The organism is Nostoc sp. (genome assembly GCF_036917355.1).
Classification (GTDB): Bacteria; Cyanobacteriota; Cyanobacteriia; order Cyanobacteriales; family Nostocaceae; genus Nostoc.
In genome coordinates this window covers 52,904-76,114 of record NZ_JBALDP010000070.1, presented here as the reverse complement: position 1 = coordinate 76,114, position 23,211 = coordinate 52,904, and the positions used below count along the sequence as shown (strand labels likewise).

Annotated in this window: 19 protein-coding genes; 7 read left to right on the top strand and 12 right to left on the bottom strand. The window is 42.3% G+C overall.

What is annotated here, in order from left to right; all coding sequences use genetic code 11:
• The first annotated feature begins 450 nt into the window (after window positions 1-450).
• Window positions 451-1,605, top strand: a complete 1,155-nt coding sequence (locus V7K53_RS23095) for an MGDG synthase family glycosyltransferase (protein WP_335199884.1) — start codon at window positions 451-453, stop codon at window positions 1,603-1,605.
• 37 nt (window positions 1,606-1,642) lie between these two features.
• Here the strand turns inward: V7K53_RS23095 and V7K53_RS23090 are convergent, their stop codons facing one another.
• Window positions 1,643-2,929, bottom strand: coding sequence for a hypothetical protein (locus tag V7K53_RS23090; protein WP_335199883.1), 1,287 nt, complete (start codon window positions 2,927-2,929; stop codon window positions 1,643-1,645).
• Window positions 2,930-2,942: 13 nt separating this feature from the next.
• On the bottom strand, window positions 2,943-4,754 hold the full coding sequence (locus V7K53_RS23085; protein ID WP_335199882.1) for a fatty acyl-AMP ligase: 1,812 nt from the start codon (window positions 4,752-4,754) through the stop codon (window positions 2,943-2,945).
• A 221-nt stretch (window positions 4,755-4,975) separates the two neighbouring features.
• Between V7K53_RS23085 and V7K53_RS23080 the strand changes: the two genes are divergently transcribed.
• The 3 genes from V7K53_RS23080 to V7K53_RS23070 all read left to right on the top strand — a co-directional run bounded on the left by V7K53_RS23080 (window position 4,976) and on the right by V7K53_RS23070 (window position 7,366).
• A complete protein-coding gene (locus tag V7K53_RS23080; protein ID WP_335199881.1) occupies window positions 4,976-5,491 on the top strand; it encodes a sterol desaturase family protein in 516 nt (171 codons plus the stop codon).
• 379 nt (window positions 5,492-5,870) lie between these two features.
• Window positions 5,871-6,224 carry a hypothetical protein gene (locus V7K53_RS23075; RefSeq protein ID WP_335199880.1) on the top strand — a complete coding sequence of 118 codons (354 nt, stop codon included), beginning with the start codon at window positions 5,871-5,873 and terminating at the stop codon, window positions 6,222-6,224.
• Between the two features lie 26 nt (window positions 6,225-6,250).
• The gene (locus V7K53_RS23070) at window positions 6,251-7,366 is read left to right on the top strand and encodes a fatty acid desaturase family protein (protein ID WP_335199878.1); all 1,116 of its coding nucleotides are present in this window, start codon (window positions 6,251-6,253) and stop codon (window positions 7,364-7,366) included.
• Here the strand turns inward: V7K53_RS23070 and V7K53_RS23065 are convergent.
• Window positions 7,355-8,677, bottom strand: a complete 1,323-nt coding sequence (locus tag V7K53_RS23065; protein ID WP_335199877.1) for a lipopolysaccharide biosynthesis protein — start codon at window positions 8,675-8,677, stop codon at window positions 7,355-7,357. The two genes, V7K53_RS23070 and V7K53_RS23065, sit on opposite strands and share 12 nt — an antisense overlap.
• A 63-nt stretch (window positions 8,678-8,740) precedes the next feature.
• On the opposite strand from V7K53_RS23065, the gene devC reads away from it, so the two are divergent.
• Both devC and V7K53_RS23055 read left to right on the top strand, forming a co-directional pair.
• A complete protein-coding gene (devC, locus tag V7K53_RS23060; RefSeq protein ID WP_335199876.1) occupies window positions 8,741-9,907 on the top strand; it encodes an ABC transporter permease DevC in 1,167 nt (388 codons plus the stop codon).
• A 59-nt stretch (window positions 9,908-9,966) separates the two neighbouring features.
• Complete coding sequence (locus tag V7K53_RS23055) at window positions 9,967-11,442, top strand: cyclic nucleotide-binding domain-containing protein (protein ID WP_335199875.1); 1,476 nt, start codon at window positions 9,967-9,969, stop codon at window positions 11,440-11,442.
• Window positions 11,443-11,579: 137 nt separating this feature from the next.
• On the opposite strand, the gene V7K53_RS23050 is transcribed toward V7K53_RS23055, so the two are convergent.
• The 9 genes from V7K53_RS23050 to V7K53_RS23010 form a co-directional block, all read right to left on the bottom strand.
• Entirely contained in the window at window positions 11,580-11,933 is a 354-nt protein-coding gene (locus V7K53_RS23050; RefSeq protein ID WP_335199873.1) for an ATP-dependent Clp protease adaptor ClpS, read from the bottom strand.
• A 95-nt stretch (window positions 11,934-12,028) separates the two neighbouring features.
• Window positions 12,029-12,247 (bottom strand): hypothetical protein, encoded by a 219-nt coding sequence (locus V7K53_RS23045; RefSeq protein ID WP_335199871.1) that lies wholly within the window; start codon window positions 12,245-12,247, stop codon window positions 12,029-12,031.
• An 83-nt stretch (window positions 12,248-12,330) separates the two neighbouring features.
• The gene (locus tag V7K53_RS23040; RefSeq protein ID WP_335199869.1) at window positions 12,331-13,485 is read right to left on the bottom strand and encodes an efflux RND transporter periplasmic adaptor subunit; all 1,155 of its coding nucleotides are present in this window, start codon (window positions 13,483-13,485) and stop codon (window positions 12,331-12,333) included.
• 350 nt (window positions 13,486-13,835) lie between these two features.
• Entirely contained in the window at window positions 13,836-14,942 is a 1,107-nt protein-coding gene (locus tag V7K53_RS23035; protein ID WP_335199868.1) for a TRAP transporter substrate-binding protein, read from the bottom strand.
• 164 nt (window positions 14,943-15,106) lie between these two features.
• Window positions 15,107-16,333: a pentapeptide repeat-containing protein gene (locus V7K53_RS23030; protein ID WP_335199867.1), complete on the bottom strand. Its 1,227-nt coding sequence runs from the start codon at window positions 16,331-16,333 to the stop codon at window positions 15,107-15,109.
• Window positions 16,334-16,906: 573 nt separating this feature from the next.
• The gene (locus V7K53_RS23025; RefSeq protein ID WP_335199866.1) at window positions 16,907-18,874 is read right to left on the bottom strand and encodes a hybrid sensor histidine kinase/response regulator; all 1,968 of its coding nucleotides are present in this window, start codon (window positions 18,872-18,874) and stop codon (window positions 16,907-16,909) included.
• The gene (locus tag V7K53_RS23020; protein WP_335199865.1) at window positions 18,874-19,350 is read right to left on the bottom strand and encodes a response regulator; all 477 of its coding nucleotides are present in this window, start codon (window positions 19,348-19,350) and stop codon (window positions 18,874-18,876) included. Before V7K53_RS23020 ends, V7K53_RS23025 begins: the two co-directional genes overlap by 1 nt.
• Window positions 19,347-22,481: a PAS domain S-box protein gene (locus tag V7K53_RS23015; protein WP_335199864.1), complete on the bottom strand. Its 3,135-nt coding sequence runs from the start codon at window positions 22,479-22,481 to the stop codon at window positions 19,347-19,349. Before V7K53_RS23015 ends, V7K53_RS23020 begins: the two co-directional genes overlap by 4 nt.
• A gap of 4 nt (window positions 22,482-22,485) precedes the next feature.
• Entirely contained in the window at window positions 22,486-22,725 is a 240-nt protein-coding gene (locus V7K53_RS23010; RefSeq protein ID WP_335199863.1) for a helix-turn-helix domain-containing protein, read from the bottom strand.
• Window positions 22,726-22,988: 263 nt separating this feature from the next.
• Here V7K53_RS23010 and V7K53_RS23005 point away from each other — a divergent pair, with 263 nt between their 5' ends.
• Entirely contained in the window at window positions 22,989-23,195 is a 207-nt protein-coding gene (locus V7K53_RS23005) for a hypothetical protein (protein ID WP_335199862.1), read from the top strand.
• Window positions 23,196-23,211: the final 16 nt, after the last annotated feature.

Below are 23,211 nucleotides of genomic sequence, written 5' to 3'. Positions count from 1 at the left end.
GACCAACTTACATTTGAGCAGGTAATTTCTGTCTCTTCTTACAACTTTATCCTGGAAGCTTTATTCTATGCAGCTTCATATTAAATTGGTATAAATATTAGAATAATGTCTGTTACCCAACTCATGCACTTACTCCTAAATGTATTCCGCATAACTGCCTAATTTGAGATTATATTTTCAATAATTCTAAATATCATCCTTGAAAAATTTGCGTAGGCAAGCCCGCACTTTTCTATGAGACGCTACGCGTAGCTTGTTTCTACGAAGTGGTACGGGCATGTTCGACTCCCTTCTCTATGAGAGGCTGCACTTCGACTACGCTCAGTGACCACGCCAACGACTGCGCTCAGGGCAAGCCGCTCACGAGGCGCTCAGTGACCGTTGGAGACATCGCTTGCACGCCATAAGTTACCGCGTTACTAAATCCCAGAGTTATAATTTGGATTAATTATGAGTTATGAAAAAATCTTTTCACTGCATATTTTTATACTTAATGCAGGTGGAGGTCACTACGCTACCCTAAAAGCCTTAAGTGCGATCGCACAACAACAAAAACGACCTTGGCAAATCACTGTAACAGATATCGGTCAACTATCAGAGCCGCTAGACCCCTATAAAAAGCTGTTCGGTTCAGACGGTAATGAACTTTACAACCAGATGATCGGTGCAGATTGGACATGGCTGCATCCAGTGATGATGTTTTTTGATAAGTTTTTCATTCGCATCTTGCATCCCATTGGTGTCAAATTGGGCGAAAAACATTGGCGACAGCAACCTCCCCCCGATTTAGTCATTTCTTTAATTCCCCTCTATAACCGAGCAATTTGGGACAGTCTGCAACGAGTTAAAGTCAACACCCCAATGGTTACAATCATGACTGACTTTGCAGATAGTCCCCCCCATTTCTGGATAGAACCTAAAACTAAAAGTTACTTAATTTGCGGAACCGATCGCGCCACTGAACAAGCACGTTCTTTAGGTGTATCAGAAGAACACATTGTGCAAACTTCAGGCATGATTGTACATCCTCGTTTCTATCAACCGATGTCTGAAGATAAGCGTGTAGAAAGACAGCATTTAGGATTAGATCCAGACCGAGTAACGGGAATTGTTTTGTTTGGGGGAAAAGGTTGTGCAACAATGCTCAAAATTGCCCAATATTTAGATTGTCTTAGCCATCGAGTGCAGTTAATTTTTTTATGCGGTTATAATCAGAAACTTGTCCAAGCATTGCAAGAACGCCCAACTCAGTTAAGGCAACACGTACAAGATTTTACTGATGAAGTACCATATTTTATGAGTCTAGCTGATTTTTTTATTGGCAAACCTGGTTCTATCAGTATTAGTGAAGCGTTGGTCATGAATTTACCTGTGATTGTCGAACGCAATTCTTCAACAATCATCAATGAAAAATACAATGCTGAGTGGATATTAGAGAAACAAGTTGGTATGGCAATTAAAAGCTTTCGCCAGATTGTTCCAGCCGTTGAGGAACTTTTAAAATCTGAAAATTGGCTTCGCTACAAGGCGAATCTTGCAGCTATTAAAAACCAAGCTGTATTTGAAGTTCCTGATATTTTACAGCGCATTATTGATACCAAATAAAAGTTTATTCTATAAATAAAAATGGGCGCGATATTACTTAACTCTCAAGCGATCGCAATAATATCCTACACAAGTTTGCACTTTGTTCTTCAAAGGTAGATGGATACTTTTTGAGTAAGGCATCGATCCGATTTTGGTAGAGTTCTTTTTCATCTAGCAAACGTCTTATTTTCAAATTCAAATCCTGGCGATCGCTAAAGCACTCACCTAATTGATATTTTTCGACAAAGCTAATAGCTCCTCGGTCGTTAGCTGCTGCTTTTCTGGGAAGCAGTAATGGTGTACGAGCAAGCATTGCTTCTAATAAAATACCTGCTGAAGGACGAGCCAGAATAATATCTACAGCAGACATCCATTCATCGAGATTATCTACAAAACCTAGTGTTCGCACTTTGTAATTTTGCTTTTTTCCAGCTATATGCTCGGTTTTTATCCGTAGATTTTCATCTCGACCACAAGCTATAATTACAACTAATGAGTCTAAAAATAGGTTTTGTAAACTTTTCAAATATTTTGTACAAAAGTTGCCGCCGAAACTGCCACTCACAATCAAAATACAAACATCAGTAGAGGATAGATCAAAGCGATCGCGCAGTTTTTTTCGCTCTCTAATTTTAAAATGCTTGGTTTCACGCAGAGGGCCAATTATCTCGCAACGAGCCTGATTTTGGGGTTTGTAATCTCTATCTATATTTCGATAGATTCTATTCTGTGGATAGCAAATCACAAAATCATAAAGGTATCTACCAATAAACCCGATTTGCTCAGACAATTTGCTAGAACGAGTTAACTCATCAGACCAATAAGTCAGTGTAAACGGGAAACTCTGTACAGCATTCACAGTTTCCGAAAAATAGCAAATATGGGTAGCATTTGGGGAAACTAAATCTATAAAAACAGATAAATCTGTAATTACTAGAAAAAAGGGAATTTGCTTTTCTTTAGCCCAACTACCCAAGCATTTACCAGCAGTATCAGCAGTACAAATGAGAATATCTGGTGCAATCTGGTCTAAAGTCTGATGCATGGCTGTAACTGAGCTAACCTCACCAATGGGCAATAAAATCAAGCGCATCAGATAATTAATTAGTATATCTGCCAACTCGATCCAGTTATGGCGCATAAAGAAATTCCACGCACTAACCCAGGCTTTTGTCAATAGTTCGCTCAAAGGGTCTTGCAGTAATTCAGTTATAGTATAGCTGATGATTTCAAAATGACCATTCTGTAAAATTTCCTTGGCAAGAATATTAGCCATCACTTCATGACCCATTCCCGATCGCTCATAGACAATCAAAATTTTAATTTTGGCGGCATCAGACATATAATTTGTGCGTTCAAGCTTCTTCAATCCCTGGTAAACTAGTCAAATCAGTCGGATCTAATCGCTCCGATATTGGGCAGAACCATTGTTCAATAACCGTTAGCGTACCTGCTAAAAACCGATCTCTACAGCGACGGCGTTGTACTTTGCCGCTTTGGGTTTTAGGAAGAGTAGCAGGTTTTAAAAGGGCGATCGCATAAACTTCGACTAAATGCTGCATCACCATAGTTTGCCGAATAGCACCAATTATCTCTGCAATCTGCTCGGAATTCAATTTGCGGAGCGCATGGCGAGCAATTTCTTGAGCAATTACTAGTCTTTCTTCTCCCTCCACATCTACGGAAAAAGCAGCACTGGCATTCGCTGATAAAGCTGGATGGCTATTTTCTGAGGTTTGCTCCAGAGTTTGAGGATAGAAATTGCGTCCCCAAAAAATCATCATGTCTTTGAGACGACCAGTAATAAATAGTTGGTCATCATGAATAAAACCTAAATCTCCAGTTCTTAAAAAGGGACCATCATTACTATCTGACAAGTAAGCCTGGAAGGTTTGCTCACTTTCTTCGGGGCGATGCCAATAACTGCGACTCAGCCCAGCGCCTTGCACCCAAATTTCGCCGACACCATCAGAGAAACAAGGAGTGAGAGTCTTTGGGTTGACAATTATCACTCGGTTTCCCGGCCACGAACGACCGCAACTAATCAGCGTTCGCGCCCCAGGTTGCCCTTCTGCTACGGTAACAACTCGATTCTGTTCTAAGGCTTTTTCATCCACAAACTGAATGGCTGATGGCTCTTTTACAGCACCTCCAGAGATCCCCAAAGTTGCTTCCGCCATACCATAGGATAAATAAAATGCCTCTCGTCGAAAGCCATAAGGTGCAAATAAGGCTGTAAACTTTTCCAAAGTTTCAGGTCGTATAGGTTCAGCCGCATTCCCGGCAATTTCCCAACTACTCAAATCGAGATTTGTGATTTGTTCTGGTTTAACTCTTTGCACGCAGAGATCGTAGATAAAATTAGGGCCGCCACTGATGGTTGCTTTATGGGTTGAGATTGCCTTGAGCCAACGACTGGGGTTTTGAAAAACGGCTATTGGTGACATTAAAGCAGTACAAGCTCCAGCATAAATGGTTAGCATAATGCCAGCGACTAAACCCATGTCATGGGTTAAAGGCAGCCAATTCACCCCTCGAAAATCAAGAGTCGGAAATATCTGCTGAAAATTGACGCAGTTTTGCAACACATTGCCGTGGGAAATTGTCACTGCTTTAGGAATACCTGTGGAACCAGAGGTGTATTGAAAATAAGCGATCGCATCACGATCGATTTCTCTCTTTTGCCAGTTAGAGCCAGTATCTAAGGAAATTCGATCCGTGGCTATCCAAGACAGTTGTGGACGATCCAAAGATTCAGCCAACCACCCTAACCATGAATCCTGTAACTTATCTATGAGTGCGGCAGAAGTCAGAGCAATACCCACTTGACATTCCTGGATGCGAAAGCCAAAATCTACCCATTCTTCTGCATTTTGAGGTGGTCTTGTCGGTATAGCGATCGCACCAGCATAGAAGCAGCCAAACAAGGCTGCAATAAACTCCAGAGAGGCGTTGAAAGGATAAACTAATAAAACGCGTTGGCCAACCGAAGTGACGGACTGGAGACTAGCAGCAATAGCACGAGCCTGGCAATCGAGGGCTTGATATGTAAGGCGGTCTGACTCTATTTCTCCATCCTTAAGAAATGTGAAAACTTGATTATCGGGTTGTTTTTGAGCGCGATCGCTCAGGAGGTCTATGAGAGATTTGAACGAGGGAGATGACACGATAACAAAGCTCTTATGATAAGGTGCAGGGCAAAACATTGAATAAGAATGCAGGATTCAGAATTCAGAATCAAGACCCTTGCAGACTCGCTAAAGCTGCGCTATTCGCCAGTCGTAGAGAATTCATGCTGAATTCTGACTCCTGACTCCTGAATTCTGTTTTGATAATAATGCATTCCTATTTGAAGGAATAGAAATGTTTAAGAGGAAGTAAAAAATATATGTTGACTAATATTGCACAGATCGTCACCGCTTTTACAGCAGCATTCCTGATCGCCAGTCTAGTGGAGTACTGGGGTCATCGCCTGATGCATATATTTCCCAAAACTTGCCGATTTCATGTCGATCACCATCAGGATGGGACAGGACAAGGCGTAGTGAAAGAATTTCGAGATTATATTGTTGGTAGTTTGCCTATACTGTTGTTGACAGTTCTAGTTCTTCTGCTAATTGGGGCAAACTGGTACATTAAAGTTAGCTGGTTAATTGGATGCTTAAGTTATTCCGTGTTTGCAGCTTATGCCCATCAACTTCAACACGATAACCCCAAGCTCTGTTTCTGGTTAGCGATGCCAGTTCACTATGTTCATCACCAATATGACCAGTGGTATCACAACTTTGGCATTGGTGTTGACTGGTGGGATCGAGTTTTTAGAACCTATCAACCTGTGAATTGGCAGACTGAGGCTGAGTTGAAGACAGAGCAGGGTGGATATTTGCAAATTCGTTGGTGGTAATACTATTTTGAATTACAGCTATTTTCAAGTAAATAGACCACACAGTAGGGGCACAGTATTGCTTATTGGTGTCAACTTAACGCTAAACCAGCTTGTTGACAACGTTTTCCCCTCACCCCCAGCCCCTCTCCCATCCCTGAGAGGAGAGCTAGACATTCAATTCCCATTCTCCCAAGGGAGAAGAGGGGATGAGGGTATGAGTGATTTGCAAAACGCCTGTCTGATATAGTTTTCGGCTTACGTTGATACTCATGAGCAATGCTGTGCCCCTACGACAAATGTGCTTCAAATACATGAAAACTGCTTGATACATTTACCGTCATTACGATCGCACTGAAGTTTAAAGAAGCAATCTTAAAGTCATTGCGATCGCTTCATTATGCTTTGCTCCATTCGCAATGACAATTGGGCATTTTTTTACTTGGAGTATTCTTATGCCAATGCATCGACCTGTTATGCCAATACATCGGCTTGTTATGCCAATGCATCGACCTGTTATGCCAATACATCGGCTTGTTATGCCAATACATCGGCTTGTTATGCCAATACATCGACCTGTTATGCCAATACATCGGCTTGTTATGCCAATACATCGACCTGTTATGCCAATACATCGGCTTGTTATGCCAATGCATCGGCTTGTTATGCCAATGCATCTTATTTTGACATCTGTGCGTCACTACCCAGTACCCATTCAAATGAAAATCGCTATATTCAGAAAAAATTGAGATAATTGCGACATTATGCAAGAGAGAAGTTATGCAAATTACTAAAATCCGTTTTTCCAACCATGAAGCTACCCTATTTGCACAGGAAGTCAAAACACAAGTTGCAGATTATTTTGAAGTAACAGGTCGCTCGTCAAAGGCTGATTCGCGAATGGTGTTCAAAACAATTATCTTTCTTTTAATCACCTACGGCAGCTATGGACTGATCTTGAGCAACCAATTTTCGGCATGGCAGATGCTCTGGCTGGCTGCATTAATGGGTGTGGGAATAGCAGGTATTGGCTTTTGTATTGCACATGATGCTTTGCACGGAGCTTACTCGGCAAACCCACGAGTGAACAAATTCATTGGCTATACTTTCGATCTACTGGGTGCTAACGGATATATATGGAAGATCGCCCATAACACTATCCACCACACATATTCCAACATCCCCGGAATAGATCAAGACCTGATGGTTTCGCCGCTTATCAGGTTTTCATCGGCTACTCCCCTAAAACCTATTCACAAATATCAGCATATCTATGCTTTTTTTGCGTACAGCTTCGCCACGCTTAACTGGCTTTTCATGAAGGATTTTCTTTGCTTTCAACTGCAAGATTTCGGGCCATGCAAAGACCTAGTACACTCCCGTGCTGAGGTTGTAAACCTGATTTGGACAAAGTTATTCGTCTATGCCTACACGATCGCAATTCCACTGCTAATTTTGGATGTAACTTGGTGGCAGTTTCTCATCGGGTTTACAGTCATGCATATCACGGCAGGACTCATTCTCGGTGTAGTGTTCCAGTTAGCACACGTAGTTGAAGGGCTGGAATTCCCTGTGCCAGATGAAAACAACGCTATCGAGCATACGTGGTTGATTCATCAGATGGTAACTACAGCCAATTTTGCCCATGAAAATCAATTGCTATCTTGGTTCTTCGGTGGCTTAAATTACCAAATTGAGCATCATCTGTTCCCACAAGTATGCAGTATTCACTATCCGGCAATCAGCCAAATTGTACGTGAGGTGGCTCAAAAACATGGCGTACCATACAACTATTACCCAACATTTTTTGGTGCAATCAAATCGCACTACTCTATGTTGAAGAAGCTGGGCGATCCACACACAGAGATCGATACTAATCCCAGCCTATCTTTGTAACTTTTGACGCAACTGACGCCAGATTAGTACACTATTAAGAATTAGAATTAAAGCTGTAGAAGATAAGGTTGCTATTCCTGTACCTACAATGCCAAAAGATGGAGTTAAAATCAACAACAACGGCAAATAAACTCCCAAAATGGCGATCGCATTTACTCTCAAGGGAAAACTGGGCTTACCGATTGCATAGAAGGCAGGTTCTAAAGCACAATTTCCCATTGTAAAGACTTCTGCTGCTACTAACAGCAGAAAAATACCATAAGCGGAAATAAATGCCTCACCAAAAGCATACTTTAAGATGAACTGACCCAGACAAACGATCGCAATCAAAATTGCTAGCCCAATTCCGGCTGCGATCGCACTTGATTTGAGTAGCAACACCACGAACAAGCGCCACTTTTCTTGAACATCTAACCGAGCCAGTTCTGGATATACAGATTGAGTCAAAATCTGAGCTAGATCCTTGAGTGGAGTAGACAATTCATAGCTTACTTGGAACAGTCCTGCGGCTGCGGGAGTGGCGAAAATTCCCACTGCTAAAGGGCTGGCTTGTCTCATGATCGTTGGTAGGGAAGAATCAAAGTTAGACACGATGGAAAATTTCAACAAGCCGCAATGATGCTGGCTCAACTCGATCGCAAACCAATCTATATCCTTTAACATTCCTCGTTTCCAAGCTTCTCGCCAACCAATTATGAACAACAGTAACCCTCCAGATGTCTGTGAAAGGAGCCAAACTAAAAGATATCCCCATAGAGGAGCATTCAGAGTAGCAGCAACGAACGCTGCGAACATGGAAATCAAAGTAGGAACAGTAATCTGTAACGCTAATAAATCAAAGCGATTGCAAAGCTGTAACAAGCCTCTGGGTGTTGCTACGCTTGTAAAAAGAATAATTAAGCTACACCACTGAACTTGAACGATTGTCGCTTGATTCCATCTCATATAGGAACCAATATAGGGCGCAAGAACAACTGCGATCGCTAAACCAATCAGCACCCCTAGTAAATCCAGTAGGGTAGTAAACTTTAATAGCTGTTGCAAAGCTACTTTATTGTTTTGCTCAAGACAAATAGTGCCGTAACGAATCACTGCCTGAGAAGATTGAAAGGTGGTTAAATCTATAACGATCTGAATATAAGTTTGGATCAGAACCAGCGTGCCGAAACCTGTAACACCAAGATTACGAGTAACTATACTTAAATAGACTAAGCTGCTGATTCCAGTCATCACTCGCCCCCCTAGCAGCCAAGTAGCATTTTTCATAATTCTGCTGAGGAAAATACTGTCGGCAAACCATCGCTTCATCATTGCAAACTAGTAAAGTTGGGATCTAACAAATCAATATAATCAATTTCGATTTAAAAATGATACATGAATTCTTTTGGAAGAATCCCCTTAGCTTGGTTGCAACTCACTCGCTATAAGCTGCGGCTGTTGGTAGCGATTATAGGTATTGCTTTTGCGGCAATTCTCATTTTTATGCAATTGGCTTTTTTAGATTCCCTCTACGATAGCCAAACAGCATTACACACTCGTCTTAAAGCTGATTTGATTTTAATTAACCCTCAAATGAAGACTTTGGCTAACACCAGAGATTTTCCTCGACAACATTTGTATCGCACACTTAATTTCAGTGAAGTTGACTCTGTTAACTATGTGTATCACGGACAGCATTCTTTCAAGTATGGCAATGTTAGTGGAGGAAAAGGAATTATTATCTTGGGCATAAATCCAGATAATTCCCCCTTTAAAATTGCCAAATTCGATCGAGTTGCTCATTTGTTGAGAACTAGAGGTGTGATTTTATTCGATCGTAACTCTGACTTAAAAGAATATGGCAATATCTTAAACGACTTAGATTCAGGAAAATCAGTTGCAGCAGAAATAGGCAATCGGCAAATTTGGATTAGCGGTTTAGTTGATTTTGCTGGTGCTTCCTTTGCCGATGATGGTAATGTAATTACCAGCAGTACAACTTTTAATTATTTGTTACCCGAACGTTCTGCAAACAATATTACTATCGGTTTAGTGAACCTTAAATCTGGTGTCGATCAAAAAGCGATCGCCAAAAAAATCAGCACTCAACTTCCCGGTAATGTTCAGGTGATGACACGGCAAGAATTTATTGATTATGAAAAACATTATTGGGCTACCAGTGCTCCCATTGGATTTGTTTTTAGTACAGGAGTCTTCGTTGGTTTCCTAGTAGGAGTGATTATTGTCTATCAAATTCTATATGGCGAAGTTTCCGATCATTTACCAGACTACGCTGTTCTCAAAGCTAGAGGCTATAAGCATCGTTATTTTTTAAACGTTTTATTTCAGGAAGCGCTTATTTTAGCAGTATTAGGTTATATTCCTGGACTAATTGTTTCTATCGGATTGTATGAAATTGTCAAAGATGCAACCGCTTTGCCTATGTACATGACATTTCCAAGAGCATTATTAGTACTTTTGCTAACAATTATTATGTGCTTTACATCCGGCACTATTACTATGAATAAACTTAAAGATGCTAATCCAGCAGACTTGTTTTGAACTGAGAATTTGAGAAGGGAGAGTGGGATGAGGAAAAAAGAACCAATGACCAATGACCAATGACAAACGACAAAACAGTTGTTTCGATTCAAAATCTCAATTACTTCTTTGGAGAAGGCGAACTCCAAAAGCAAGTTTTATCTGACATTAATCTGGAAGTTAAAGCCAAAGAATTCGTGATTTTGACCGGGCCTTCAGGTTCGGGAAAAAGTACATTGCTGAGTTTAATTGGTTGTCTGCGTTCTGTTAGCCAAGGAAGCCTCAATATTCTAGGACAAGAACTAAATGGTGCTACCAGAGAGCAATTAGTCCAAATGCGTCGGAATTTTGGTTATATTACCCAATCAAGTAATTTGTTGGATTTCTTAACAGTTCAGCAGAATATTCAGATGTCATTGGAATTGCAACCAGACTTCTCACCTAAAGAAGCTCGTGCAAAAACAGTAGCTATATTGGAGGCTGTTGGATTAGCAGAAAAGCTCAATGCCTATCCAGCTAATCTTTCTGGGGGACAGAAGCAACGGGTAGCGATCGCTAGTGCTTTGGTAACTCGACCCAAGTTAGTACTCGCCGATGAACCCACAGCATCTCTGGACAAAATAGCAGGACGCAATGTAGTAGCGTTGATGCATCGTTTGGCTAAAGAGCAGAGTAGTGCTGTTCTGATTGTCACCCATGATAATCGGATACTTGATTTGGCAGATCGGATTGTTAATGTTGAAGATGGTAAATTGGGTTTAGCTTTCAACCAAGAACTTTCACTGGTCTTACCTGGTTTTGATGAAGCCTTGCTAGAAAAAGCAACGACTAAACCAATCGTTTTAACTTACGAATCAGAGCAAGTAATTGTTCATCAAGGTGAGCCAGCCACTAAATTTTATATTCTTCTGGAAGGTGAAGTCGAAATTATCCAGGAATTGCCTGATGAACCGCCTCGCCTAATAAATCATCTCAGTCGCGGGGATTATTTTGGCGAAGTTGGTTTGCTTCGAGATGGTAAACGGACAGCAACAGTACGCGTTGCTAGAAATTCAGAAGTCAAAGTGATGGTGATTGAGGAAGAACTTTTCCGACTTTTCCTTGGCAATTCAGAATTAACCAAAGCTGACATTGTGCGGCGTTTGCATCAACGCGTGATGACAAGTCATCTCTCAAATGCACTACCTAATGTCGATCCATCCGAGATTATAGCAGTTGCCGCTCAAGCAAAGGTAATTAGATATGGAGCCAATTCTATTCTTGTTAAAGAAGGTGAAGTCGCTGAGAAATTCTACCTGATATTAGAAGGAGAAGTTGAAACATTGATGAGCGATCGCCATGATGAATTAACATCATCTAAGCTCAAACCAGGCGAATACTTTGGTAATGCACAGCTGGTTAATGGGGAAAACTATCCCTTTACAGTTCGAGCTGGACTAACTGAAGTGGAAGTAATGGTAATCGATCGAGAAAGTTTTTGTAGCCTGATTTTCAAATCGAATACAAATCAGGATATTGTTGCTTCTGTACTTCGTCACCGATTAATGAATTTTTGACTAGCGTCATCGAAGAAGGCAAAAGTTAAAAGTTACCAAAATTCTAAGGTAAATTTGAATCTATGAGATTTTGACCACGTGTTACCAAGATTCCTACACCTCTCTCCATTTTTAAAAAGGATGGCTAGAAGATTGAATCACAAGTTATTGGATGCAATTTCTGTCAAAAAACATTGCAGCCCTGCTCTCTGAATTTCCGTCAAATGCTGCTCGGCTAAATTTCTATCACCTGTCCAGACTATCGCCATCCCTTCTTTATGAATTCTAAACATAAGATTAATTGCCTGTTTTTCCGACATCCCAATAGCCCTTACTAGGGTAGTTACAACTGTTTCCATCGAACTGATGTCATCGTCAATAAAGATAAGGGCATGTGTCTCAATTCCAGTGAAAACTTTTCTGGATAAAATTGGCTCACTCGTCTGCTGAACAAGACGATTTAGCAGATAGATGATAATGATACAAAGAAAAACAGATATTAGTAGCGGCATATAAAATTTATTTTGTATTAAGCTTAACGATTTACATTAGTATTGCTCAGTTAGTACAGCAAATGCTTTGCGTAATTAGGCGATGGCGCGTGACTTCACAAAGTATCGGGGTTTAACGCTTGGGTTTTGCCTGCGCGATACTCAGCGATTGCCTCACCTGCCACTTTATCAAGGAAATTTTGGGACTTCGCAAAAGTCTTATTCCATTGAACTTCATCTTCAAGTTCTTCTAAAATCATTAGAGCGATCGCATCTTGGTCATTACTAGATAATGCCTGTAAATGGAAAATAGCTTGCTCAATTAGTTCAGTCATAAGCACTATTATCTAATTGTTAGGATCGTACATTTTTTGACGAAGCCTAAGTCGTTTTTAGTTTAGTGTAATTGCAAATTAGTTTAACGAATTTGAATCGATGCTCTTACCTGTAGCTTATTTAGGCTTCTCACCCTTTTGCTGTCATTTTGATCGAGACGAATTTTAACTTTCACAATTCTGACATCTGCTTTGGCAGAGGGATCATCATTAACGATTCCTGGCTGATCGATTTGCAATCCAATGCGATCGACAGCTCCTTTAATTTCGCCAGTGAACCCTCCATATTCGCTGACAATTATTGCGGGCTGATTTACCTTAATGTATTGAATATCGCTTTCGTAAACTTCAGACATCACATACATCTGCTGTGTCTGGCCAATGTCAACAATGCCACCACTACCCACAACTTCACCTACTTTAGCGTTGACACTTAATATTTGTCCTGCTACAGGTGCTTGGATATATGTAGATTCCAGATCAACTTTTGCTTTTTGCAATTGAGACAACGACTCATTCAACTCTGCTTTGGTTAACAGAATATCTGTTGGCTTCACATGATTGAGACTTTCCAAAGTTGCTTGAGACTCTTTGACACGCTCCTTACCCGTACTAATTTGCTCAGTCAGCTTTGCTTTTGTTTCCTGCAACTTTTCTTTCTCAATCTCTACCTGCAAACGTCTGGTTTCAGTGTCAACTGCGGAAACAGCCCCATCTTGCGAGAGAGTTTTGTACCGTTCATAGTCATTTTCGGCTTTGCGTACTTCCACATACTGACGGGCAATGACTGATTTCTGAACCTTTATGCCCTCAAGCAATTGAGCTTCCATTTCTGCAACTTTCTTGCGTTGGGACTCAATTTGGCCAAACTCCTCACCAGCCTGCACCTGAGCTAAACGCGATCGCGCTACGTTCACTTTTGCTCTAGCATTTTCTACAAGGGCTTGATACTGTTTAAAATTGTCCATAATCGCAATGACTTGGCCCGCCCTAACTTGGTCGCCTTCCTGCACACGCAGTTCAGCCAAACGCTGGTTAGAGGCTGGAGCAGACAGATGAATGATATCTCCTTGAGGTTCCAAGCGCCCCAAAGCTGTTACATGACTTATGGTCTGCTGATTACTTGAGGTTTCCTGTAGGTTGTTTTGGTTGTTACTGAAATACCTACGCGAACTAATACCAAAAATAGTACAAACAGTAACAACACCAGTAGATAAAAGCAAAGCGATCGCTTTCATATTCAGTATAGATTTAGCTTGGCGAGGTACTTATTTTGCCCATTATTTTTTACAAATTAATGATGTTCGGTGCAAAATATCGGTTTTATATCATATCTGGCTAATTAGTAGACCTCTTGCAAAAATATGTTTTTGCACTCTTAGGGAAAAGGGTAAAGGTTAAAGGGAAAGGATTTTGAGTTTCTTTACCCTTTCCCCCTTACCCTTTACCCCGACTTTTGCAAGAAGTCTAGTTATGATTCCCAAATCTATGCAGAAAGCCCAAAAACCCCTCCCCTCTGCACCTCTAAGGTTAAATCAATTACTTTTACACCGCAGAGACACAGAGAAAAAAGCAAAGATTTTATAAGTTACCTGATGTTATTAGAAGTGACAAAATTGGCATAACTTAATTCGTTAACGCGATTCCAATTAAAAATCTGCTGGCGAAAGGCTTTCCACTGTTCGTAGACTTGCTTAAAAGCCGCATCTTTACTGGCATTTTCTTCAAATAACTCAAAGGAGATTTTCTGGGCTGCTTGCAGAATCTCCTGGCTGTATGGAACTAGTTTTGTACCACCAGCCAATAACCGCGTCAGCGCTTGCCCATTTAAGGAATCGTATTGACTCAGCATATTCAAATTGGCTTCAAAACTCGCTGTCTTCAAAACCTGTTGATATTCTTTGGGTAGGCGATTCCAGGCGGTGAGGTTCACTAACACATCCAAGGTCGGCCCTGGTTCCCACCAGCCAGGATAATAGTAGAATTGTGCGGCTTTATTTAAACCGAGTTTTTCGTCATCGTAAGGGCCTACCCACTCAGCAGCATCAATTGCTCCCCTATCCAATGCTAAATAAACTTCACCTCCAGGCAATACTTGCACGTTCACCCCTAAACGCGACATGACTTCGCCACCCAATCCAGGAATTCGCATTTTCAAACCTTTGAGGTCAGAAATAGACTTAATTTCTTTTTTGAACCATCCCCCCATCTGTGCGCCGGTACTACCAGCAGGAAAACTAATCACGTTAAAGTTGGTATAAATTTTGTGTATGGCTTCTAATCCACCACCGTTATAAAGCCAAGCATTCTGCTGTTGGGCATTTAAACCGAAGGGTACAGAGGTGGCAAAGGCTAATGCTGAACTTTTGCCGATGTAATAGTAGCTAGATGTGTGTCCGCATTCAACAGTCCCAGCTTGCACAGCATCGAGTACTTGCAATCCTGGTACTAATTCTCCAGCGGCAAAGGGCGTAATTTGGAAACGTCCATTGGTCATTTCTTCAACTCGCCGGGAAACTGTTTGAGCGCCGATAAAAGTACCCAAAGATTTGGGCCAGCTAGTTGCCATCCGCCAACGAATGTTCGGCAATCCTGCTTGTACGCTAGGGGATTTACCAGCTTGGCTACAGGAAACTAGACTAGCAGCAGTTGCAGTGGCGATCGCAGCTGTGTTAAAAACCTCTCGGCGTTTCATAATTGTTCGTGATTTAAATTGCGGAAAATTTTGCCTGATAGAGAATATTTATCAGGTTTTTGGCAATTTTTTAGTTTTGGGTACTAAATTAAACACGATAGGGACGCACACCTATGCGTCCCTATCGTGTAATCAAGTTTTAGATGCTGAAACTTTAGTTTTGATTACCGCCAGTGTTGAGGTAGTTTCAGATTTTCCGGTAGGATGGTTGTGCGATCGCCAATTGCTTGTTCAATCTGCTGTGATTCTACGTTTTCCGAGCCGCTCAAGTTGGCTCCACAGAGGTTAGCTTCTTGGAGATTAGCTTCTTGGAGGTTAGCTGTACTCAGTAATGCACTTTCCAGATTAGCGCCAGCAAGTTTTGCTCTTTGCAAGTTACTGCCAATCAGGTTTGTATCTTGGAGATTGCTACCCTCAAAGTTAACTTCTTCTAAGTTAGCATCACAAAGGATTGCTCCTTCCAAGTTGGCATCACAAAGAACTGCTCCTGTTAAGTTGGCATCACACAGAACTGTCCCTTCCAAGTTGGCATCATAAAGGATGGCTTGAGAAAGGTTTGCTTTTCTGAGAACTGCGCCTTGAAGATTGGCTTCTGGGAGGATTGCTTTTTGCAGGTTGGCTTCATAGAGGATTGAGCCACAAAGACAGGTAACAGATAAGTCTGCTTCAGAGAGGTTTACTTTGGTAAAATTGACCCATTGCAAGTTAGCCCCGACAAAAATTGCTTTAGAGAGGTTAGCTTCCGTTAAGTCTGCATTACAGAGGTCTGTGTTGCGTAAATCGAGTTTCTGATTGACCGGATCTTTAGATGAATCGCGTCTGCCAATGACAGTTAAGGCTGTTTGAATATCTGTAGGAAGTTTTGATGATTGCAGCGACTCATCCTCATATTCCCTATTCACTGGGGCATTCTCGCGGATAAAAGCAGCGAGGATTTCCATGATTGTCCAATGATCTTTCGGAGAATCCTTGGCAATTCGTTCTAAAGCATAAATTGCCGCAAATCGCGTTTCAATCTTTTCATTTCCTAGTTGTTCAATTGCTTTAGAAAAGCGTTCGGAAACAATTTCTTGGGGAGTTAGTTGTGTCTGATTGATACAATTTATGATATTGTTATCCCAAGGTAGTGTTCCAGCTAGTAGTTGTGTTAACAAGCTGTGATTCTCATCCAGAGAGAGTTTAGAGGTATAGTAACCATTAAGAATTAATGCCAATCCCCCAATAATTATGGCAATCGTTGTTAATGCTTGAGTGATGTATTCAATTTTTTCTTGATTTGAAAATCCTTGAATATTTTCAAAAAATAATATAATTAGAGTGAATGATAAAATAAATATAACTGAGACAAATGCCAACAAGGTCGTGAGTCCATTGGTCTTTATGAAAGACATGTCATAAGTCTTCATATCCGACTCCTTACGGAAGTAAATTTAGGTTGATTCTAAGAGTATCCGTAAAGTTATGATAGAGTACAAACACGGATAAAATTGGCGAACCTTTAAATCCACTATATAAAAATTATCTATATAACAATCCCGAATCATTCGTGAGGAACAAGACCATTGACTTTCTAGAGAAGCCAGGGATCTGATTATTCACGAATGATTAGATATCTGATGAAATTAAATATGCTGTATCCAGAAACCTTGTAGAGACTTAGTACTGCTACATCTCGACACTCTTTTTTACTCAGATTTATTTGATAAAATTTTCAGGTGTTGAGTCCACGATCCAGACAGGGAATGAAAAGTAGTGTAGTTCAATTACTTGAAAAGTAATATCAATAGGGTGAGATAAATTTTTGACAAGAGAATAAACTTTTTATATCAACACGCTGTTGGGGCACAATATTTTCTGGATTACCCGGAGTATTCCAGGCAATTAAAAAGACCATATTACTTGTGAAGAATAGTTTAAAATCTGTAACCTTAAGCCAGTTCAATTACTCAGATTAATTGCAAACCCTAAGTAGATTGGACTAAGTTAGAAATCGCCACGAGCAATTCCTCTGGTGCTACAGGTTTAACAATGTGCTGTTGAAATCCTGCTCTTAGTGCGTATTGCTGATTTATTTCGCCTGCATAAGCAGTCAGAGCGATCGCAGGAATCTTTTTTGCCCCGACTTTTGCTTCCAGAGTCCGCACTTGTTGCATCAGCATATAGCCGTTCATTTCTGGCATTCCAATATCGCTGAGTAAGATATCTGGCTTTGACTGGGTTAGCGCTTGTAATGCTTCATCTCCTGATGCTACTGCGGTGACGATCGCGCCAAACTGTTCCAGCACAAAACTGAAAAAGTCGCGGCTATCATCATTGTCATCCACAACCAGCACTTGTAAACCCATGAGGGGAGAGGAGGGAAAAGCGGTAGTTGAAGAATCAATATTTGTGTCATCCTCGCTCGTCGTACTGTCCTCGATCAGCGGCAACCTGACAGTAAAAATCGCTCCCTGCTCCTCGCCAAGACTTTCCGCCCAAACCGTTCCGCCGTGCATCTCGATCAAATGACGAGCGATTGCTAAACCTAATCCTAATCCACCAAACCTTCTAGTTGTTGTACTGTCACCCTGACGGAAATAGTCAAATACATGAGGTAAAAAGTCAGGGTGAATGCCCTTACCTGTATCGGTGACGGTAATCTGCGCTTGAGCGTCGATGCGCTCCAATTGCACATTTACTTTTCCCTTAGTCTCAGTAAACTTGACGGCATTCGATAGAAGATTCCAGAAAACTTGCTGTAAGCGGGCTGGATCGCCTAAAACTTTGCCCACATTTGGATCGAGCATCGTCTCAATCTGAATAGTTTTAGCCTCTGCTGCTAAATGCACTGTTTCCATTGCGGCTTCAATGGTGGATACCAGATCGACTGGGATCGTGTTGAGGCTGAGTTTGCCTTGGAGGATGCGAGAAACATCTAGTAAGTCTTCAATTAATTGAGCTTGTAATTTAGCATTGCGCTCAATAGTTTTTAATGCTTTGTCGAGTCCTACCTCATCAAACTTCCGGCTCTGCAACAGTTTTGCCCAACCGAGAATCGGATTCAAGGGCGATCGCAATTCATGAGAAAGTACCGCCAAAAACTCATCTTTGATGCGGTTAGCAGCTTCAGCTTCCGCCCTGGCTCTTTGCTCTAATAGCAAAAGGCGATCGCGTTCTGATTCGCTGCGTTTGCGATCGGTGATATCAGTGAGCATAGCGATCGCACCTAAGCACTCACCTTGTTCGTTCAAAATCGCTCTTGCAGAAATCAGTGTCCAGATGTACGAACCATCTTGACAGCGCAATCGCCCTTCTTTGAGATCGCTCTCTTCTCCTTTGAACCACTCCAGTTTTGCTTCATCTGCGATATCATCAGCCAGATCCATAAAATCAAATATAGAACGACCGATTATTTCTTCTGCCGGATAACCCAACATCTGAGATACTCGCTGATTCACAAACTCTGTTCGGGTTTTGGAGTCAATCATCCAGATTCCCTCATAAGAGGTATCAACAATTCGGCGATACTTGGCTTCACTCTTTTGTAAAGACTCCTCTGCTTGCTTACGCTTACGCCGCTCCTTAGCTTCCCGCAATGCGCGTTGCACCGAGGGAACTAACCGCCCTAGTCGTTGCTTTAATACATAATCGGTTGCACCGTTCTTCAAAGCTTCGATCGCTAATTCTTCACCCAGTACGGCAGAGACAAAGATAAAAGGAACCTCAGGACAACGATTCCGGGCAATTTCTAAGGCAGAAATTCCATCAAAAGAGGGCAAGGCATAATCGGCAAGAATTAAATCGAAAGCCTCTGTTTCCAAAGCCGCTAGGAAATCAGCACCGGTTTCGACTCGGATCAGTTCGCAATTAATTCCCCCTTCGGTTAATACCATTTGGGCAAGCTCTGTATCTAACAAGCTGTCTTCCAAAAGGAGGAAACGCAGGACATTCATCAGTTGCTCTCCTTTTGAGGATGAGGCGCTGGCGGTAAAGCACCAACAGGAGGCTGATTGAGTACTGCCCAAAATAGGCCGACACCTTTAATAGAATCGACAAAATCATGGTAATCTACTGGCTTCACAACATAAGCATTCACCCCTAACTCGTAGCAGCGAACTAAATCCGGTTCCTCGCGGGAAGAAGTCAGTACCACAATTGGAATTACTCGCATTACTGGGTCAGATTTGAGTTGTGCCAGCACTTCTAACCCATCAATTTTAGGCAGTTTCAAATCGAGCAGCACGACAACAGGATACCCCTCCATGCGCAACCGGAACAACCCCCGGCGATAAAGGTAATCTAATGCTTCTTCGCCATCACGTACCACCACTACTTCATTGGCGAGATGGTTTTCTGACAAGGCGGCTAGGATTAACTCTGCATCGTTGGCACTGTCTTCAATTAGCAGAATTCGCTTCAGTTCTTTCATTCACTCTCCTTCTGGGACAATTTAGGCAGCGAGAAATAAAAGGTGGCGCCACTGTCAACTACAGCCTCTGCCCAAACTCGACCATTATGCCGATGAATAATGCGTTGCACGTTTGCCAATCCAACACCAGTGCCTTCAAATTGTGGGTCGCTATGCAGGCGTTGAAATACTCCGAATAGTTTGTGTACATATTGCATATTAAAGCCTACGCCGTTATCTTGTACAAAAAAGACAACTTCGTTTTCATTGTCAATACTGCCAACAGTAATTTCTGCTGGGTTTTGAGTCTGGGTATATTTTACGGCATTGCCTATCAGGTTACGAAGCACCAGGCGCAGCATGGAGGGATCGCCCTGGGCTTCTGGTAGTGGCTTTATCTGCCAATGGATTGTGCGTCCTGGGGTTTCTGCAATTAAATCGCGTTTTACCTCATGTACCAATTCCTCCATATTGAGGTTGATGTAGCGCATTTCGGTGCGCCCCATACGAGAAAATGTCAGCAATTCATCAATCAGTATTCCTGCCTGTTTGGCAGTTTCGGCAATTATTTTTAAATAGCGCTGACTCGTTTGATCTAAACTTGTTGAGCTATGGCGTTTCTGAAGTAATTCGATAAATCCGGCGATGTGGCGCAGCGGTGCCCGCAAGTCATGAGAGACTGAGTAAGAGAAGGATTCGAGTTCTTTATTGGCGGCTTCGAGTTGGGCAGTGCGCTCTTGAATTCGTTGCTCTAGCATTTCATTGAGTTGTTGTAAGGCGGCTTCGGCAACCTTGCGATCGTGAATGTCGCTGGCGATGCCCACCCATTTGATAATCTGTCCGCTTTGATCTCGAAATGGTAAACCCCGGACAATATGCCAACGATAGCTACCATCAGAAACTTGACGGAAGCGAATTTCTATTTCGTAGTTGGTCGCGTTAGCAACAGCCTGCATCGAACTTTTAAAGACGCGATCGCGATCGTCGGGGTGAATGGAATAAATCCAGCCATAGCCAGCAGTCTGCTCCATTGTCAGTCCGGTGAAATCTAACCAGTGTTGATTGCAATAGGTAATACCACCATCGCTACTGCCCATCCAAATAGCCTGTGGCGACACTTCCGTTAAAATTCGGTACCGTTCCTCGCTGTCACGTAGCGCTTCTTCTGCCAACTTGCGCTCGTGGATATCAACACAAGAGCCAATATAGCCAAGAAATTCCCCTGTTGGTGCCAACCGAGGCACACCAGTATCAAAAACCCAATGGTATTCGCCATCAAAGCGTCTGAGGCGATATTCCATTTGAAAATTTTGTCGGGCATCAAAAGCATTGGTATATGTATCTAAGCAACGCTGAAAATCATCAGGATGAAGACCTTCAGTCCACCCGTTGCCCATCTCTGATTCCAGAGTCCGCCCGGTAAAATCTAGCCAGGGTTTATTAAAGTAGTTACAAAGTTTGTCAATGCCGGACATCCAAATCAGTACGGGGGCGGTGTCTGCCATCTGGCGAAAGCGGGCTTCACTTTCGCGCAACGCAACTTCTGCCCGATCGCGATCGCGTAGCGCAGCTTGCTGTTCGCTAATATCGGTGATTAACGCCACATACCCTTCAACAATTCCCTGTTGATTAAATTGGGGAACGTAAATGGCATTAATGTAACGTGTCCCACCATCTTTATAAGGAACTTCACTTTCAAATGTTACCTGCTCTCCTGCCAGTACTTGTTCCACATAAGGACGAAGCACTTCATAAGCGGATTCACCCAATACTTCCCAAAGATGCTTCCCATAAACTTCTACCGTCGAATGCCCAAACCAATCTTGATATGCTCGGTTGTTGAAACGGTAGCATTGTTCTGAATCTACAAAGGTAATCAGAACTGGCAATGTATCTGTAATTAAACGAAGTTCTGTTTCTCGTTGGCGCAGTGCTTCTTCTATGAGCTTACGGTTGGTGATATTGCGCCAGCAATCTATTGCACCAATAATCTGACCTTGAGAATCCCGAATCGGGACGACATTGGCGATCGCTGTAATTGTAGTACCATCTGGACGTTCAATGATGCATTCTTCATCGCAGATCGTTTCTCCATAGCGCGTAGCACGGTATAAAGGTAGTTGCTCTAAGGTAAGGGGCGTTACACCATCAGCTAGGAACAGACTGTAGAGCTGAACATAAGACTCAGAAGACATACCAACCAGAGATTCACTTGGTCTACCCAAAAGCTCTTGCGCGAGTTTGCTGTTAGCGATGATTGGGAAATCAGGGGGCCCACCAGCGATCGTAATTCCCTCTGGGACGTGTTCTAGGAGCATTTGCAGGATGCTCTGAGCAACTTCTGCTTGGTGGGATCGATCCTGGGCTTCTGCTTCGGCTTGTTTGCGTTCGCTCAAGTCAAGAACAAAACCAATGATTGTCCGATCTCCCTGTTTAGCAAAACCAAGTAGAACAGGAACTAGAGAACCGTCTTTGCGGATGTATTCCTGTTCAAAGGGCTTACAACTCCCAGTTATTGTCAGTTCTTGAATCCCTCGCTCGCTCACCTCAATATATTCGAGTGGAACAATCTCCCCCCAGCGGATTCGACCAGAGCGCAAATCCTCGCGGGTATAATTGAGCATTTTTAGAAAGGCATCATTGGCTTCAACAATTAAGCCGTTGAGGTCGGCCACAATTACTCCAATAATATTGGATTCTGTTAAGCGACCAAACCGCGCCTCGCTTTCGCGTAGTGACTTCAGGTTCGCCTCAGCTTGCCGTTGGGCTGTGCGGCGTGATTCGTTAAGCCAGCTGATTAACCCTGCTGTCAGCATGAACACTACCAAGGGAACTACAAGATTCAGATTTGTAATGTTCTGCGGATGGAGTGGCTTAAAAAAGAAATAATTAACTGCAAAAGTAGACAAAAGGGTTGCAAGTAACCCTGGCCCTAAGCCCCCGTACCAGGCACTCACCATCACCGCACCAAAAAACAGCGCCCCAGGCGTTGAAGTAAGATATGGATTGAGTAGTAGGGTTGCCCGCAGTGCTAAGGCAACGGATAGGAAGGCAACACCATAGTGCAGGAGTCTCTCCCGGATGAATGCGCCCTTGTCTCTATTGCCAAAAAAGATGTTTTGGGATTCAGATGTCCTCGCCTTACGACTCATAACCCTACTCTGCTTCTGGAAAATACTGATTTAGCAGTCTTTGTCCGGGTTCACCCATCTTCCGTAACATTTCTTCTATTAGTTTTACTGCTATCCGTGAAGGGACTGTATGCCCATTCTCCCAACGGTTGACTGTTTTGAAGGAGACTCCTAATTTAGCAGCAAACTGTTTCTGAGAAAGATTGAGCTGCTGACGAAGTTCCAAAATTAAATCTAAAATTTCCAGCCGCTTTGTTACAGACATCTCTGTAGTTTATCCTCATAGGATAATTGGCGTAAGACAGGTGTCCTCTTTATTATCCCTTACTTAAAGAATATTTTCTCTGTTTTCGTCTCTGACTGAACTGTTTGAGTTCAAAGGTTCGGCGATGAAGCAAAAAGGTTCAAGTTTCAGTATCTAATACCAATTTGAAACAAGAATGCGACAAATAGACCATTTGTAGAGACGCGATTCATCGCGTCTTTACCCAAGGATGTGTTGGAATCATTAATTGAATTGGTATAAGGGTGAAACTTGAGCTTTCTAATGTTCGGGTGGTTGAAGATTTTCCCGTAGGATGGTTGTGCGATCGCCAGAAGTTCGATTGTGGTACGGGGTGGAATAATCGTGTTAGTAATCCTAGTCTCCAAACCTTTACTAGCTTGGGTTTAGGCTTGCGATGGCAACCGTTTCAGGGATTAAATTTACGCGCAGACTACGCATCCACTGTTTGAATGCTGCATTCTTTAT